The following is a 14,394-nucleotide window of genomic DNA, read 5'->3' as shown; positions in this document are numbered from 1 at the left end:
ACACGCTCTCGAAGGCTCCGCCATGGCGGGGCCTTTTGCGTGAAGGCGCCTGCGTGCTGATCGAAACACGCATGCCCCTTACGCCAAGCCCCTCGCACCATGCCCCTCGCGCCATGCCCCTCGCGCCATGCCCCTCACATCCAGCCATGCGGCACCCGCGATGCGCCCCATCGACGCGGCATGCGAGATTAAGCATGACTTGCCCTGCGCCGTGCCAGAACAGACAATGGCCGGCTTTTCGGTGCAGGGCATGCTCAGGTCGTCGACAGCTGCACGGCTCATGTCCTGCATACACCGTCACATGTTTACAGGAAGGGAGGCCACATGGCCTGGGACGACAGTGCAACACCCAAGGTGGCTCGTCAGACGCTGGTAGATCGCCTGCTGGCAAGCTACACACCTTCCGATCACCATGGCATCTCGCTGGTGGATCACGCCGTGGTCGGCAATGTGCTCTACACCGTGCTGGAGCATCCCCATGGTCATACCTTCATTCGCCAGCATCTGATGCAGGCTCCCCGACAGGGTGACCCCAGCCGCTGGGAATACCATATCCGGGATGAAGGCACGCCAGATATTCCGCTGCAATGCCCGCCGGCACTCCTGGCACAGTCCACTGCCCCCGGTGAGATTGCCGCCCAGTGGCGAGAGGCGACCCGCGCCGCGCGTGAGGATGTCGCGGCGCGCAAGCGCAAGATCAAGAAGCTCAGAAAAGGCGAGCGCCTTGCGGCACTGGATGGCAGCGAGGTGATCTTCGTGCGGGCTTTCACCGCCAGCCTGTTCATCGGGCGAGCTCCCGACGACACCGAGGAGGAGGAATACGAGTATCACTGGGAAGACATCGATCTGCTGGCCTCCCCGCTGCCTGACGAGTGACGGCGAGCTCATCACCCGCCTTGCCGACCATCACCGTCGAACCGCCCATCGTCATCTGTGAGACCCCATGCAGCCACAAGCCGACCCGTTCATCGTTCCGCCCTGTCATGAGACCTACAAGGTGCTTTACGCGGATGAGGACATCCTGCTGATCCACAAGCCCAGTGGTCTGCTGAGCCTGTCCGGCAAGCATCCGCTCAATCTGGACTCGCTGCACCATCGGCTGGTCAAGGAATACCCGACCGCCAAGCTGCTGCACCGTCTGGATCTCGGCACCTCAGGCATCATGCTGGTGGCGCTCAACAAGCCGGCCAACGGCAACCTGACGCGCCAGTTCCAGGCCCGGACCATCGACAAGTCCTACCGCGCGATGCTGCTGGGACACGTCGAGCAGGACAGTGGACGGATCTCGCTGCCGATTGCCAAGGACGTGGATCAGTTCCCGTTGCAGAAGATCTGCCATGAGACAGGCAAGACCGCCATCAGTGACTATCGCGTGCTTGAGCGGCTCGAGGCCCCCAGGCGTACCCGGGTCGAATTCACGCCCGTCTCCGGGCGCACCCACCAGCTGCGCATCCACAGTCAGCAGTTGGGCCACCCCATCCTGGGCTGCGATCTGTATGCCAGTGATGAAGCCTTCTTCATGGCCGAGCGCCTGATGCTGCATGCCGAGATGATCGCCTTCGATCACCCGGTCAGCGGCGAGCGCATGGAAGTCTGCAGCCCCTGCCCCTTTTGAGCGTCGCTGACGTCCCGCATCGGCGAGACGGATGGTGAGACGGATGGTGAGACAGATAGACGACCCTGATAGACGAGACGCCCCCGCAGGCAAGCCTGCGGGGGCGTCTCGTCGTGGTCTTACTCACATTGATGGCAGCCCGAGGGTGGACTAGACCGCTGCCATCACGATGAAGGTTACTGAGCCGTTGCCGGCAGCCACTCATTGACGATATCCGGATGGCTTTCCACCCACGCCTTGGCCGTCTCGTAGGGGTCTGCATCATCCTCCTGATTGTTGAGCATCACCTCGCCCATGTCCGCCGGCGTCCAGGCGAAGTTGTCCAGGATCGCGTAGACCTCCGGCATGTCCTCCTTGAGCCCCTTGCGTGCCAGGGTATGGATCTCCTCGGCACCGCCATAGACACCCTTCGGATCCTCCAGGTACTTGAGGTCCCAGCGCGCGAACATCCAATGGGGGGTCCAGCCGGTCACCACGATATCCCGCTCGCCCTTGATGGCATTGCTCAGTGCTGCGGTCATGGTCGCACCGCTACCGGTCGTGAGGTCGATATCCTCGAGATCGTAATCCTCTAGCACCTGCTCGGTGAGTCGTGTCAGGCCGGCGCCTGGCTCGATACCGACGATACGCTCATCAATCTCGTCGGCATGCGAGGTGATATCCTCGATGGACTCGAGCTTGCTGTACGCCGGGACCACCAGGCCAAGCTTGGTGCCCTCGAGGTTGACCCCCAGGTCCTCGACCTTGGGCCCGACCTTGGCCATGTAGTCTTCATGGGTCGTGGGGAGCCACGCACCGACCATGCCATCAGCATCACCAAAGGCGACCGCCTGGAACATCGCGGCGGCAGACAGCGCCTTGAGCTCGACGTTGTAGCCCTGGGCTTCCAGCACCGCTTTCACGACATTGGTGGAAGCGACCTCGGAGGACCACTCGACATACGCCAGGGTGACATCTCCCTTGTCACCTGCCGCATGAGCCGCGCTGACACCGACCACCGAGGATGACATGGCGGCCCCCAGCAACAGTGCCTTGGCGGTGATGGTCAGATGGCTACGTGAAGTACCTTGCTTATTCATCAACTTCCCCTTTATTTGAATATACTTATTTCTTAGGGCGAGAATTGCCTGATCGCCGATCAGGTCAGCCTTTCATCAATACAGGACCAGCAGAAAGACTGGCTGCCGCGAATGCCGTATCCCCATGCAACGTGTAAAGAACAGGAGAATGTGTCGCGGTGCAGAAATGTGGGCAAGAAACGCCCTGAAGAGATGGGACAAGCCGGCACGACAGGCGGTGCCGGCTTGTGGGTCGAGGTGAGTCACCTCAGGAGCGTGACTTCTTTTCCTTGCTCAAGGTCTGGGTCAGGCGGTCAAGCAGCATGGCCAGGATCACCACCGCGATACCCGCTTCGAACCCATCTCCGGGACGCAGACGCTGGATCGCCTTCCAGACCTCGTTGCCCAGACCATCGGCGCCGATCATGGCCGCGATGACGACCATCGACAGGGCCAGCATGATGGTCTGGTTGATGCCCGCCATCACCGTCGGCAGCGACAGGGGCAGCTGCAGCTTGAAGAGCTTCTGGCGACGGGTGGACCCGAAGGCATCTGCGGCCTCGATCAGCTCCTTGGGCACCTGACGAATCCCCAGGGTAGTGAAACGGATCGCCGGCGGCATCGAGAAGATGACCGTAGCGAAGATCGCCGAGACCGACCCGATACCGAAGAAGGGAATGGCCGGGATCAGATAGACGAAGGCCGGCATCGTCTGCATGAAATCCAGAACCGGCATGATGACCCGATAGAAGCGATCCGACAGCGCCGCCAGAATGCCCAGGGGGATGGCGATGACCACGGCCACCAGCGTCGCGATGACCACCAGGGTGAGCGATTCGATCATCGGATCCCACAGATCCAGATTCCAGATGAGGCCGAGGCCCAGGATGGAACCGATCGCCAGGCGAGTTCCCGCCAGCCGCCAGCACAACAGCGCGACCATTGCGATCAAGGCCCACTGAGGCATCCACATCAGGGCGTCATTGAGCGCACCGATGCCGGTTTCGGTGAACTTGGAAATGGCGCGGGTCACGCTGGAATAATTGTTGGTCAGGTAATCCAGCCCTGCCTCGATCCAGTCACCCAGCTCTATCTTCGGAATGGTGAAACCTGTCGATTCACTCATGCATGCGCCTCCCCTGCTTCGGCCAGCTCAGCCAGTACGGATCCCTTGACCACGACTCCCATCAAGCGCGATTGCTCATCCACGACTGCCAGCGGGTGGTGATGGCCGGCAAACATCGCGAACAGGTTGTGCAAGGGCTCATCAGGCGAGACCCGACAGCAATCGGAGTGGATCAGACTGGAGAGATCCGTGAGGTTCTCACGCACGGCACGCTCGGCATCTTCTGCCGTCACGATTCCCAGAACGGTACGGTCGCGGCGCACCACGAAGAGACTGTCCAAGCCGTTTTCTCCCATCTTGCGCAATGCCGTACGGGGGCCATCATCGTCTCGCGCGGTGGCACGGACATCCGTCATGGCGGACTGGGCGGTCAGAATCCGCGACATGTCCACGCCTTCGACGAAGCGCGCGACATAATCGTCAGCGGGCTCGGTGAGAATGGTCTCGGGAGTGCCGATCTGGACGATTTCACCATCCTTGAGCAGGATGATGCGATCACCGATGGACAGGGCTTCATCCAGATCGTGGGTGATGAAGATGGTGGTCTTCTTCATCTTGTGCTGCAGCGCCAGCAGCTCCTGCTGCATGTCCTTGCGGATCAACGGATCCAGTGCCGAGAAGGCTTCATCCATCAGCAGGACGGTAGAATCATTGGCCAATGCACGTGCGAGCCCGACACGCTGCTGCATGCCGCCGGAGAGCTGATCGGGGTAGGCATCCTCCCATCCGTCCAGTCCTACCTGCTTGAGTGCATCACGCCCGCGCTGGAAACAGACTTCCTTCGCCTCGCCGCGCACTTCAAGGCCGTACTCGGCATTCTGTTGAACCGTACGATGAGGGAAGAGCGCAAAGTTCTGGAAGACCATCGAGAAGTGCTTGCGACGACAGCGCAGCAGCGATTTCTCATCCAGCTTGGCCACGTCCTGACCGTCGATCAGGATCTCGCCTTCTGTCGGGTCGATCAGACGATTGAGACAACGGATCAAGGTGGACTTCCCGGAGCCGGACAGCCCCATGATGACCAGCAGCTCACCTTCCATCACATCGAAATCGACATTGGACAGGCCCAGTGTCTGGCCGGTCTTTTCCAGAATTTCAGGACGTTTGAGTCCCTGGTCACGCAGAGTGAGCGCCTTGTCAGGCTGGTTACCGAACACCTTGCTCAGGTTGCGCACCCGGATCTTCACATCGCGAGTGTCAGTCATTGGCTTTCCTGTTGTGAGTGCACAGGGAAGCGTGAACAGGCTTGATCAGTCACACGGCAGGCAACGCGCTTTCACGAGGTTGCGCCGCTGAGGGTGGCATAGCGCCAATCAGGCCGTCATGCGGGAGATACCCGTCATGACACTGCCTGATACTGAGCAGAATGCCACGTCATTCCCTGCGCCAATTTCCATAAAGGATTCTTATATTTAAAATAATGATACAGAGTTATTGATATTCACTCAAACAACAACACAGCTTTATACGACGAAGGTGGCATACCACCGATCATGCCCCGACACGCGCGCATCAGGCCTTGGATTCAAGCCTCAGGCGTTGCCAATCACTGGTGGGCTCATTGAGTCGGATACTCGCATCGATGACCTGTTCCTCCATGTTGTAACGACAGGTGAACCCCAGATGCTTCATCAGTGCACGCATCGGGTGATTGTCCATCATGATCTTGCCTACCATCTCGAGAGTGCCCAACGAACGGCAATAGCGCAGCATCTTTTCCATCAGCAGTCGCCCGATCCCCTCACCTTGCAGGTCATCACGAATGATCACCGAGAACTCCGTGCGAATGTTGTCAGGGTCATTCCAGACCCGCACCACTCCCAGCATTTCACGACGTGAGCCGCCCTCCTCCTGCTCACTGACTTCACGCTCGGCGATGAATGCCATCTGGCGGTCATAATTGATCTGGGCCAGCAGCGCCAGATCGCGTTGCGTCAGGGAAGCCTTGTGATGGAAATAACGGAAACGAATGCTTTCCTCGGACAATCTGGCATGGAAAGCGGTGATCAATGGCGCATCCTCTGCACGAATCGGCCGCACTTCCACCTCGGTGCCATCCTCAAGTCGCACCCACTCCCGCAGCTCTTCCGGGTACGGCATGATGGCGAAGCGCGCGGGCTTGCCCAGATCCAGCGTGAAATCCACCGCGACGGCCTCATCACGATTGAGCAGCAACGGATTGATCTCCAGCCCCCGAATGTCAGGCAAATCCGATGCCAACTGCGACAATTTGATCAACAAGGTACACAGGCGCGCGATATCCCGCTCGGGGTCCGGCGAGTGCTCCTCGATCAGGCGCGAGGCATGACTGCGCGAGATGAGCTCGCGTGCCAGCGTCATGTTGAGAGGTGGCAAGGCAACCTGGCGGTCTACCAGCACGTTGACCTTGTAGCCCCCCAGCCCGAAGACCACCACCGGCCCGAACTCCTCGTCACGCGTGATGCCCGCACTCAATTGCAGCGAATGCTTGCCGCGACGCATCGGCTGCAGGCAGAACTCATGGATGCGGGTGCGTTCGCTGCCGCTGCGTCCCCGCTCGTCATCACGCTCGCTCACCTTGCTGGTGATGCGACGCATGGCCAGGGCGATGTCTTCCGGGCCATTGAGATCCTGGACCACGCCAGAAGACAGACGCTGCGGGAAGCGGCGATAACGGAAGGGCTGGCTGTTGTGCTCGTGGACCACCCGCAAGGCGAAGGGCCCCGCTGCCATCTCGGCGTCTTCCTTGCCAGCCGCCTGCCTGAGAGCTGCAATGGCCTGCGCGGCTTCGGCGGCGTCAGACACATAATGACTGGCAGCTGTCGCGATGCCATAGGTCTCCAGTACCTGAGCCGTTTCAGAATGGGTCAGCCATTCACGACCGGCACGCCGAGCGCTGTGCACCAGATCATGTGCTCGGGCGCGAATCTCGGCGCTGGTGGTGAAGGACAGGCTCGGCGGGGTCTGCTGCAACAGGGACTGCACCCGCTGGTAATCCACCATCTGCAGGAAGGCCTTGACGCCCTTTTCGGGTGAGAGATAGGTCGGGATACCCGCAGCGTGGCAGGCATGACGTGCCGCCAGCGCCTGCTCGAGCCCCATCCAGCTGGTCAGCAGATTGCGCCGGAACTGCTTGCGATGCGTGATCAGGGCCTCGGCCGTGTCCTTGGATGGTGCAAGTCTTGTCGGGGCGTGCACGACGAGCACCGCATCGACTCCCTGATCATTGGCCACGATGTTGACTGCGGCAACGAAGTCTTCGGGCGTGGCATTGCCCCCCAGATCCACCGGATTGCGACCGGGCAGGCTGACATCCAGCTGATCCTTGAGCAGCGCATCCCGACTCTCCTTGCTCAGCTCGGCAAGCTTGCCGCCTCCCGCCATCAGCTTGTCGATCGCCAACAGGGCCGGCCCGAGACCATTGGAGACGATCGCCAGCCGATCGCCCCGCAGCGGTTTCATGCGATTGAGCGTCTCGAGGGCATCGAACATGTCCTCGCTGTCATTGACGCGTACCACCCCAGCACGCGCCAGCGCGACGTCCACGATCTGGTCGCGATTGGGAATGCCGGGGGTGACATGAGTCCCGAACAGGTCGGCCTCGGGCGTGCGACCGCTCTTGATCGCCAATACCAGTCGGTTGCGAGAGGCCTCGCGCAGTGCGGTCATGAAGTGCATCGAGTCATGGATGCGCTCGAGATGCAGCAGGAGCGCCTGGGCATGCCCATATTGATTCAGGTAATCAATCAGGTCAGGCAGCATCACGTCGACGCTGTCTCCCAGCGTCACCAGATGGGAGAAGCCGATACCGCGCCCCGCTGCCCAGTCGATCATGGCATTGCCCAGCATCCCCGACTGCCCCAGATAGGCGACCTTGCCCTTGGCGACAGGCTGACCACTGAAGGAGGCATTCAGATTCCGATTGGGCACGCAGACCCCCATGCACTCCGGGCCCAGCAGACGTATTCCACTGCCACGTGCCGCCTTGAGCAGACGGCTGTTGAGACTCTCCTGATCCGAATGGATGCGCAGTCGCGCGTGGTCGGGGGCCACAGGCTCACGCCGGGCAAGCATTCCGAGCCCTTTTTCCGTCACGCGGGCCAGGGAGCTTGCCGGCGACGGTGCCACTCCTCCGGAGATCAACAGCGCGGCCTTGACGCCGCGACGCCCCAGCTTCTCGACGATGCGCGGCAAGGTCTCGGCAGGCGAGCACAGGATGGCGAGGTCCGGCATCGTGTCCAGCTCACTGATCCGTCGCACACAGGGCACTCCATGCACCGTGTCATAGCCCTTGGGATTCACCACGACAAGCGTGCCCTTGAACCCGCCTTCCAGCAGGTTTCTCAGCACCTGGCCGCCCAGTGAGTGTGTCTTTTCCGAGGCCCCGATCACCGCGATACTGGTGGGCTCGAAGAAATTGCGCAGAAATCGCATCCCCATGGAGGTGTCCTGTCAGCCGGTGCGCATCCAATGCGCGATGCCACCAGCATGCCGCGAAAGTGAGTGCCTGAACAGCAGCCGGCAGGTGCTGGAGAAGGTAGACCATCCGCCACTATCCGTGCCTACCAGTGAATCTTACTGTGAGGTTTCGAACTATCCTCAGTCTAGCGCCCAGCCAAACAGGCACATGCCGATGATCACCTCTTATATCTCTCATAGCGACTGTGGCAACCATTTCATGGGTCCAACACATCCCGAGAGCCCATTGCGCCTGCAGGCCATCCAGCGTCAGCTGGCATTGAGCGGCGTGATTCAGCATGTCCAGCAATACGATGCACGCCCTGCCACGCTGGAACAGCTGGCAAGAGTCCATCCGATGCGCCACCTGCAGGCTCTCGACAAGTGCCCGCCCCAGGCAGGTCAGCTGCTGGCGCTCAGCGAGGACACCGTGATGTGTGCAGATAGCCTGGTGGCGGCACGTCTCGCGGCAGGGGCCGTCGTGCGTGGGGTCGACCAGGTGATGCGCAATCAGGCAGACAACGTCTTCTGTGCCGTGCGCCCACCGGGCCATCATGCCGAACGCGCGGATGCCATGGGCTTCTGCTTCTACAACAACGTGGCAGTAGGCGCGCTGCATGCCCGCCAGCAGTACGGTGTCAGACGCATCGCCATCCTCGATTTCGATGTTCATCAGGGCAACGGCACGGTAGATATCTTCAAGCATGACCCCGACACGCTGGTCTGCTCATCGTTCCAGAACGCCATGTACCCCTGGCGCTATCTCGAGAGCCGCTGGGAGCACATTCACAATACCCCGCTGGCAGAAGGCTGTGGTTCGCTGGACTTTCGCCATGCCATCGAAGCGCAATGGCTGAAGAAGCTTGATGATTTCAAGCCGGAGCTGATCCTGATCTCGGCAGGCTTCGACGCGCATCGTGAGGATCCGATGGCCGAACTGTGTCTCGAGGACGACGACTATTACTGGATCACGCGCCTGGCGATGGACGTGGCCAGGCGCCATTGTCAGGGACGTGTCGTCTCGGTACTGGAAGGCGGCTACTGCCTGGAAGCGTTGGCACGCAGCACTGAGGCCCATGTCAAGGCACTGGCGGGTCTGCCGATGGAGGACGGGATATCCCTGCGTCATTCGCCGCCAGCCGCGCACGCGTCACCCAAAGTTCATGCAAGGCCAGATGAGCGTGATCATCCGCTGTTCTGAGTGACCAGACATGCGACTTCAAGAGACGCATCCCCTGTCGCCAGGAGCATCGTCGATGCCTTGCTCAGCTACACCGTGATTTCCTTGCTGTGATAAGCTGGCGAAAAAGTTTCCAATAGTAAACTTGTGAACTCCCGCCGCCATCGACCACAGCGAAGCTTCCCATGAGTACACCGACTGACAAGGATGCCGCGGTCCGGATCGCTTCCGGCCGCAAGGCCTTCGTTGAGCCCCTCAAGCTTGGAGAGAGGGTCAAGCAGATCCGTCTCGCCAATCATTGGACCCTCGAGGACGTCAGCCAGCGTACCGGGCTTGCACGCTCTACGCTGTCCAAGATCGAGAATGAACAGATATCCCCCACCTTCACCGCCGTCCAGAAGTTGATCAATGGTCTCAATATCGACCTTCCTCAACTGCTGAGTCCTCCCAAGCGACAGAGCGGCACGCTGGGCCGACGTGATCTGACACGCCTCGGTGAAGGCAAGAGCCACCCGACCCCGACCTATGAACATGAGCTGCTTTCCTGGCAGCTGGCTCAGAAGCGCATGATTCCCTTCAAGACCCGGGTGCGCGCTCGCAGCTTCGAGGAGTTTCCCGACTGGGTGCGCCACGACGGCGAGGAATTCCTGATGGTGCTGGAGGGCAGCATTCTGCTGTATTCCGAGTTCTATGAACCCTTGCCTCTCGGGGATGGAGACAGCATCTATTTCGACTCCGACATGGGCCATGCTCTGGTTTCCACCAGCGAAGACGATGCCGTAGTGCTGTCGGTCTGCACGCGCAACGACGCCGATTGATGATACGCCCACTGGCGCAACGCTAAACCGTTCTCCAGGAGCATGTGACGTGAAAGATCTTTACCTCGCCAGAACAATGGCCTGGCGAGGCAGAGGCAGCGCCCACATCATCACCGTTTAGCCTGGTGCTAGCGGGCGATCTTGACTCAGTCATGTTGGGCGGCGTCGCCTCGCCAGATGAGCTGACCACATTCACGCAGGTCATACCCTCCCAACGACTGTGCCAGCTGGATGCCATTGGGCGTGGACAGATAGTCCAGCAGGCCCTGGAAGAGGTCGCGGAAATAGACGTTGCGTGGCACGACCAGATCAAAGGCCTCCTCACAGACCGGCACGAAACCGAGACCGAATTCATTCGCGGCCGATAACGTCCCCGGCCCGACATCCACCTCCCCGCGCGCGACGAGTGATGCGACCTCTCGCTCCGAGTAGGCGATGGCGAGGGTGTTGAGCTGCTCCGGGCGCATCTGATGGCCGGACAGCCACTCCTGCAGGAAGCGCTGCGAACCGGCCCCCTCCTGACGCACTACCCAGCGCCGTTGAGACCCGAACAGGCCGCCGGGATTGATCGGCAGGTGGCGATCTTCCTGACGAATGATCAGCCCCTGGGTGCGCCGAGCCAGCCGGACCAATACCCACTGACGATAACCATCGTGCCCGCGGATCAAGGCCGGATGGCGAAGCGATGCTTCCTCGGCACGCCCCCAGTGGATGGCACAGACATCGGCTCGCCCCTGACTCAACAGATCCAGCCCCAGGCGTGTCCCGGTGACACTCATGCCATAGAAGGCACTGCCATCGTGCTGCTGGTTGAGTCGCATCGTCAGCGCTGCCAGCAAGGGGTCATCGCTACCGGTGATCATCAAGCGATCCGCCAGCACCCCATGATGGCTGGACTCCAGAATCCATTGCTCGACCAGGCGCCGCGGGAAAAGCCATTTGCCGGTGACCTTGGTGGCCGGCATGGTGCCCTCACTGGCCAGCTGATAGATCTTCTTTTCATTGAGGTGCAACAGTCGTGCGACCTCATGGACCGTCAGAAAGGGGTTGTCATGCATCGTCGCATCCCCGCAAACAGGCTGATTCATTGCTCGCCTCCCGGGCGAGACTTGCCAGCTTCACGAAGTTGATCACCGGCACGCAGCGGAGGGATGGCGTCCAGTATCATTCGACCGGCAGGGTCCACCACCTGGAAGTGGCTGCCCTTGGCACGTGCGATCAACAGCACCCCGAAGCGGCTGGCCAGCTCAACGCCCTTCTGGGTCACCCCGGAGCGTGAGACCAGCACCGAAATGCCCGCCTGCGCCACCTTGAGCACCATCTCCGAGGTCAGACGCCCCGTGGTATAGAAGATATTGGCACCCCGGTAATCCGTCTCGTCCTCGCGCACAGGTGAAAGCCAATTCAGGCCTGCCAGGGTATCGACGGCATTGTGGCGACCGACATCCTCGATGAATGCCAGCACCTCATCGTCCCGACACAGCGCACAGCCATGTACCGCCCCCGCCTTGCGGTAGGTGGCATTGTGGGCCGCGAGAGATGCCAGCAGCTGATACAGCACACTCTGCTGAAAGGGGCGATCATCAAGCGCCTCCAGCGTCTGACGCTCCAGCAGATTGCCAAAGACGGTTCCCTGGCCGCAGCCGGTGGTGACGGTACGTTTGCTCAGTCGCTGCTCGATATCCTCCGGCAGATGGCGCGTCACCACCGAGGCGCTTTCCACCTCCCAGTCCACTTGCAGCGCCTCCAGGTCTTCGATATCTCCCAACAGGCCCTGATTGCGCAGATAGCCCGCGACCAGCGCCTCAGGCTCGGCCCCCAGCGTCATCAGAGTGACGATCTCACGCTTGTTGAGGTAGATCGTCAGCGCGCGCTCGGCAGCGATCGACTGCGTCTGGCGCTGGCCTCGCTCATCCATCACGACGATATCCAGCGTGGTGGGCAATCGAGCATTGCTGATGACCGGAGGCATGGAGGTTTTCATGGCGTCGGGGTCTCCCTCTTCGAGCCGAATTGATGCCGGAGGGTGCCGCCACACGGCGAACCTGCCATGCAGGTTGCGGCATGCGTCGTCACCCAGCGCTCAAAGAATACCAGTCAGGCCGAGAGGCTGTCCTGATCCGGCAGCCATTGCGATCTCGCGTCATGCAATTCTCGACGCATGCGGCACGCTTCTTGCTAAAACCGGTAGAGCGTCGCATGTTCGTGAACGTACGAGCCACGACGCTGATGCAGACTCGCCTTGGACCCGATACGCCGCCGACCTCGCCTCGGGTCACCCCCTGAACAACCTCCAGAACGCCCTCAAGAGATACGCCATGACCCAGCCACCCGACCCGTTGATGGACACGGCACTCGACGCCTCACGCGAGTCATCACGACCTGACGACACTCGCTGGCTGACCGTGACACTGGCCCCCTCGCAGCAGACTCTCGGCCGCTTCACTCTCGACACCTGGGTGATTTCCCGGATCGCGCCCGCGGATCACGGCGAGACCACGCCCCGGACGCCTGATCAAGCGGCGCAACCGGAGCCTCAACGCACTCTGCCCCTGCAGCTGCATCTCACCGAGCGCACCGACTATCGTTACAACCTGCGTTGCGAACAGCCGCGCCTGTTCGTCTTGTGTGAAGAGCGTGAAGCGGATGGCATGCAGCCAAGGGTCGTCACCGCCTGCCAGGAAGTGGCCTCGCATTGGCTGGATGGCGACCAACTGGTACTGGATACCCCGATGCCTCCTGCCCTGATGGTCTGGCTGGAGGGCTATCTCGCCCGACATGGTGAGCGCATCGACGAAGGCAAGAAGAAGAAGCGCAAGGGGGCGGGGCGCGCCAGTCAGACCGACACCGTGCGCCCGAACGCCGATGCTGCCAACAAGGAAGGGCCATGAGTCACTCCGACGACCGCGACCATACCTCGCAAGGCCTGTTGTCCCGCTGGTCACGCCGCAAGCAGCACGCCGAAGCCTCACGGACGACCACGGACTCTCCCGATGCCGCCGCTGGGCTGGCGACGGTCGCACAGCCCTCCACGGCCAATGACACCGCACCCACTGAGACCGCACCCAAGGAAACAGGGGCCTGCGAGGCATCGGACGAGCCAAGCCATGCTCTGCAAAGTGAGCGGCATGACAACAAGCGGCATGGCGAAACGTCCGCTGAAGGCGGCAGTGAGACGACCGACGCCGAGGCCCTTGCACAGGAGGCAGATGAGCCCCCACCCGTCGTGGAGCTGCCAGACCCCGACACCCTGCTGCCGGATGCGGATATCAGTGCCTACATGCAGGCAGGAGTGGACCCGGCGCTGCGACAACGCGCCCTGCGCCGCATCTTCATGGGAGGCGAGCACTCCCTGCGCGATGGCCTGGACGATTACGATCAGGATTTCTCCCAGATGCGTCCGCTCGCCGCAGGTGTGGCCGAGACGCTGAGACGCTGGACCCGCGATGTCGAAGAGGGACTCGAGAAGCTGGAAGATGACGAGGCTGAGTGCGTAGCCACCAGCAACGGCTCGGAAGATCAACCGCAGGATGAGGCGCCGGAGGCTGCACCCTCAACGGATGAGCAAGGTCTCGACTCACTGGATGAGACATCACCGGATCACGGCCCACAGACCCATCGCGAGCACGCGCAGGACAAGCACAGGGATACTGATGCTGCCCTTGCGCATGACACGCATGCACGGCAAGGCGCATGGGACCAAACCAATGACGTCACGGCTGACGGACATGGGCCCACCCACAGATCGCCCCTACCACCAGAATGACACGCCTGCCCTCAGGCACTGAGACATTATGACCCAGCGCGAGCTCCGTATTCGGCATGCGGAGTCATTCCCTTGCCTCTCACATGACTTCCACTCCCATGCGAGAGGCGCACTGCCTGCAAGAATCCGCTCAACAGAGGCAGGTATCGTCTAGCAAGAGGACGGCACTGCCTCCCGATACCTGACCGTCTACGCCCGATGCTCATCGCTGGCCCTTCAGTCCCTGACTATGCTGAAGCCAGTCGCAATGATGCCGCCGTGCGGATCATCCGGATGACATCAGGCGCAAGACGTCGCTGGAAGCCCATGCACTTCCTTGAATGACCTTCGACCGCTGACCGGGCGCGAGCCTCGAGAATCAGCGGCGATCAGGAACCGTCCACCGCGCCACCTG

Annotated in this window: 12 protein-coding genes; 6 read left to right on the top strand and 6 right to left on the bottom strand. The window is 61.2% G+C overall.

All coding sequences use genetic code 11. The features are described 5' to 3' along the window. Positions 1 to 324 precede the first annotated feature (324 nt). Entirely contained in the window at positions 325 to 876 is a 552-nt protein-coding gene (locus tag QD172_RS00115; protein WP_077376582.1) for a hypothetical protein, read from the top strand. A 67-nt stretch (positions 877 to 943) separates the two neighbouring features. Beyond that, positions 944 to 1,615, top strand: a complete 672-nt coding sequence (locus QD172_RS00110; protein WP_279854514.1) for an RluA family pseudouridine synthase — start codon at positions 944 to 946, stop codon at positions 1,613 to 1,615. Positions 1,616 to 1,791: 176 nt separating this feature from the next. Here the strand turns inward: QD172_RS00110 and QD172_RS00105 are convergent, their stop codons facing one another. From QD172_RS00105 to QD172_RS00090, 4 genes are all read right to left on the bottom strand, one after another. Then, positions 1,792 to 2,694: a glycine betaine ABC transporter substrate-binding protein gene (locus QD172_RS00105; RefSeq protein ID WP_077376588.1), complete on the bottom strand. Its 903-nt coding sequence runs from the start codon at positions 2,692 to 2,694 to the stop codon at positions 1,792 to 1,794. A 247-nt stretch (positions 2,695 to 2,941) separates the two neighbouring features. Then, entirely contained in the window at positions 2,942 to 3,799 is an 858-nt protein-coding gene (locus tag QD172_RS00100; protein ID WP_077376591.1) for a proline/glycine betaine ABC transporter permease, read from the bottom strand. Further along, the gene (locus tag QD172_RS00095; protein WP_084208718.1) at positions 3,796 to 5,004 is read right to left on the bottom strand and encodes a glycine betaine/L-proline ABC transporter ATP-binding protein; all 1,209 of its coding nucleotides are present in this window, start codon (positions 5,002 to 5,004) and stop codon (positions 3,796 to 3,798) included. Before QD172_RS00095 ends, QD172_RS00100 begins: the two co-directional genes overlap by 4 nt. Positions 5,005 to 5,311: 307 nt before the next feature. Further along, the gene (locus tag QD172_RS00090; RefSeq protein WP_279854513.1) at positions 5,312 to 8,218 is read right to left on the bottom strand and encodes a bifunctional acetate--CoA ligase family protein/GNAT family N-acetyltransferase; all 2,907 of its coding nucleotides are present in this window, start codon (positions 8,216 to 8,218) and stop codon (positions 5,312 to 5,314) included. 193 nt (positions 8,219 to 8,411) lie between these two features. On the opposite strand from QD172_RS00090, the gene QD172_RS00085 reads away from it, so the two are divergent. Then, a complete protein-coding gene (locus tag QD172_RS00085; protein WP_084208720.1) occupies positions 8,412 to 9,437 on the top strand; it encodes a histone deacetylase family protein in 1,026 nt (341 codons plus the stop codon). Positions 9,438 to 9,601: 164 nt separating this feature from the next. After that, entirely contained in the window at positions 9,602 to 10,234 is a 633-nt protein-coding gene (locus QD172_RS00080; protein ID WP_077376603.1) for an XRE family transcriptional regulator, read from the top strand. Between the two features lie 146 nt (positions 10,235 to 10,380). On the opposite strand, the gene QD172_RS00075 is transcribed toward QD172_RS00080, so the two are convergent. After that, positions 10,381 to 11,322, bottom strand: a complete 942-nt coding sequence (locus QD172_RS00075) for a helix-turn-helix transcriptional regulator (RefSeq protein WP_255317579.1) — start codon at positions 11,320 to 11,322, stop codon at positions 10,381 to 10,383. Next, positions 11,319 to 12,206 carry a formate dehydrogenase accessory sulfurtransferase FdhD gene (locus QD172_RS00070; protein ID WP_136938409.1) on the bottom strand — a complete coding sequence of 296 codons (888 nt, stop codon included), beginning with the start codon at positions 12,204 to 12,206 and terminating at the stop codon, positions 11,319 to 11,321. Before QD172_RS00070 ends, QD172_RS00075 begins: the two co-directional genes overlap by 4 nt. Positions 12,207 to 12,552: 346 nt before the next feature. Here QD172_RS00070 and QD172_RS00065 point away from each other — a divergent pair, with 346 nt between their 5' ends. Both QD172_RS00065 and QD172_RS00060 read left to right on the top strand, forming a co-directional pair. After that, positions 12,553 to 13,125 (top strand): DUF3305 domain-containing protein, encoded by a 573-nt coding sequence (locus QD172_RS00065; RefSeq protein WP_279854512.1) that lies wholly within the window; start codon positions 12,553 to 12,555, stop codon positions 13,123 to 13,125. After that, on the top strand, positions 13,122 to 14,000 hold the full coding sequence (locus tag QD172_RS00060; protein WP_279854511.1) for a DUF3306 domain-containing protein: 879 nt from the start codon (positions 13,122 to 13,124) through the stop codon (positions 13,998 to 14,000). The genes QD172_RS00065 and QD172_RS00060 overlap by 4 nt, the downstream gene beginning before the upstream one ends. The last annotated feature ends 394 nt before the right edge of the window (positions 14,001 to 14,394 follow it).

It is taken from the genome of Cobetia sp. 10Alg 146 (assembly GCF_029846385.1).
Lineage (GTDB): Bacteria > Pseudomonadota > Gammaproteobacteria > Pseudomonadales > Halomonadaceae > Cobetia > Cobetia marina.
The sequence above is the reverse complement of the archived record's forward strand: the minus strand, read 5'-3'. Positions and strand labels throughout refer to the sequence as shown.

What these genes read in the sequence shown, in the direction of transcription:
- QD172_RS00110 (WP_279854514.1), top strand. Translation starts at nt 944, where the DNA reads ATGCAGCCACAAGCCGACCCGTTCATCGTTCCGCCCTGTCATGAGACC.
- QD172_RS00095 (WP_084208718.1), bottom strand. Translation starts at nt 5,004, where the DNA reads ATGACTGACACTCGCGATGTGAAGATCCGGGTGCGCAACCTGAGCAAG.
- QD172_RS00090 (WP_279854513.1), bottom strand. Translation starts at nt 8,218, where the DNA reads ATGGGGATGCGATTTCTGCGCAATTTCTTCGAGCCCACCAGTATCGCG.
- QD172_RS00105 (WP_077376588.1), bottom strand. Translation starts at nt 2,694, where the DNA reads ATGAATAAGCAAGGTACTTCACGTAGCCATCTGACCATCACCGCCAAG.
- QD172_RS00085 (WP_084208720.1), top strand. Translation starts at nt 8,412, where the DNA reads ATGATCACCTCTTATATCTCTCATAGCGACTGTGGCAACCATTTCATG.
- QD172_RS00075 (WP_255317579.1), bottom strand. Translation starts at nt 11,322, where the DNA reads ATGAATCAGCCTGTTTGCGGGGATGCGACGATGCATGACAACCCCTTT.
- QD172_RS00115 (WP_077376582.1), top strand. Translation starts at nt 325, where the DNA reads ATGGCCTGGGACGACAGTGCAACACCCAAGGTGGCTCGTCAGACGCTG.
- QD172_RS00080 (WP_077376603.1), top strand. Translation starts at nt 9,602, where the DNA reads ATGAGTACACCGACTGACAAGGATGCCGCGGTCCGGATCGCTTCCGGC.
- QD172_RS00060 (WP_279854511.1), top strand. Translation starts at nt 13,122, where the DNA reads ATGAGTCACTCCGACGACCGCGACCATACCTCGCAAGGCCTGTTGTCC.
- QD172_RS00100 (WP_077376591.1), bottom strand. Translation starts at nt 3,799, where the DNA reads ATGAGTGAATCGACAGGTTTCACCATTCCGAAGATAGAGCTGGGTGAC.
- QD172_RS00070 (WP_136938409.1), bottom strand. Translation starts at nt 12,206, where the DNA reads ATGCCTCCGGTCATCAGCAATGCTCGATTGCCCACCACGCTGGATATC.
- QD172_RS00065 (WP_279854512.1), top strand. Translation starts at nt 12,553, where the DNA reads ATGACCCAGCCACCCGACCCGTTGATGGACACGGCACTCGACGCCTCA.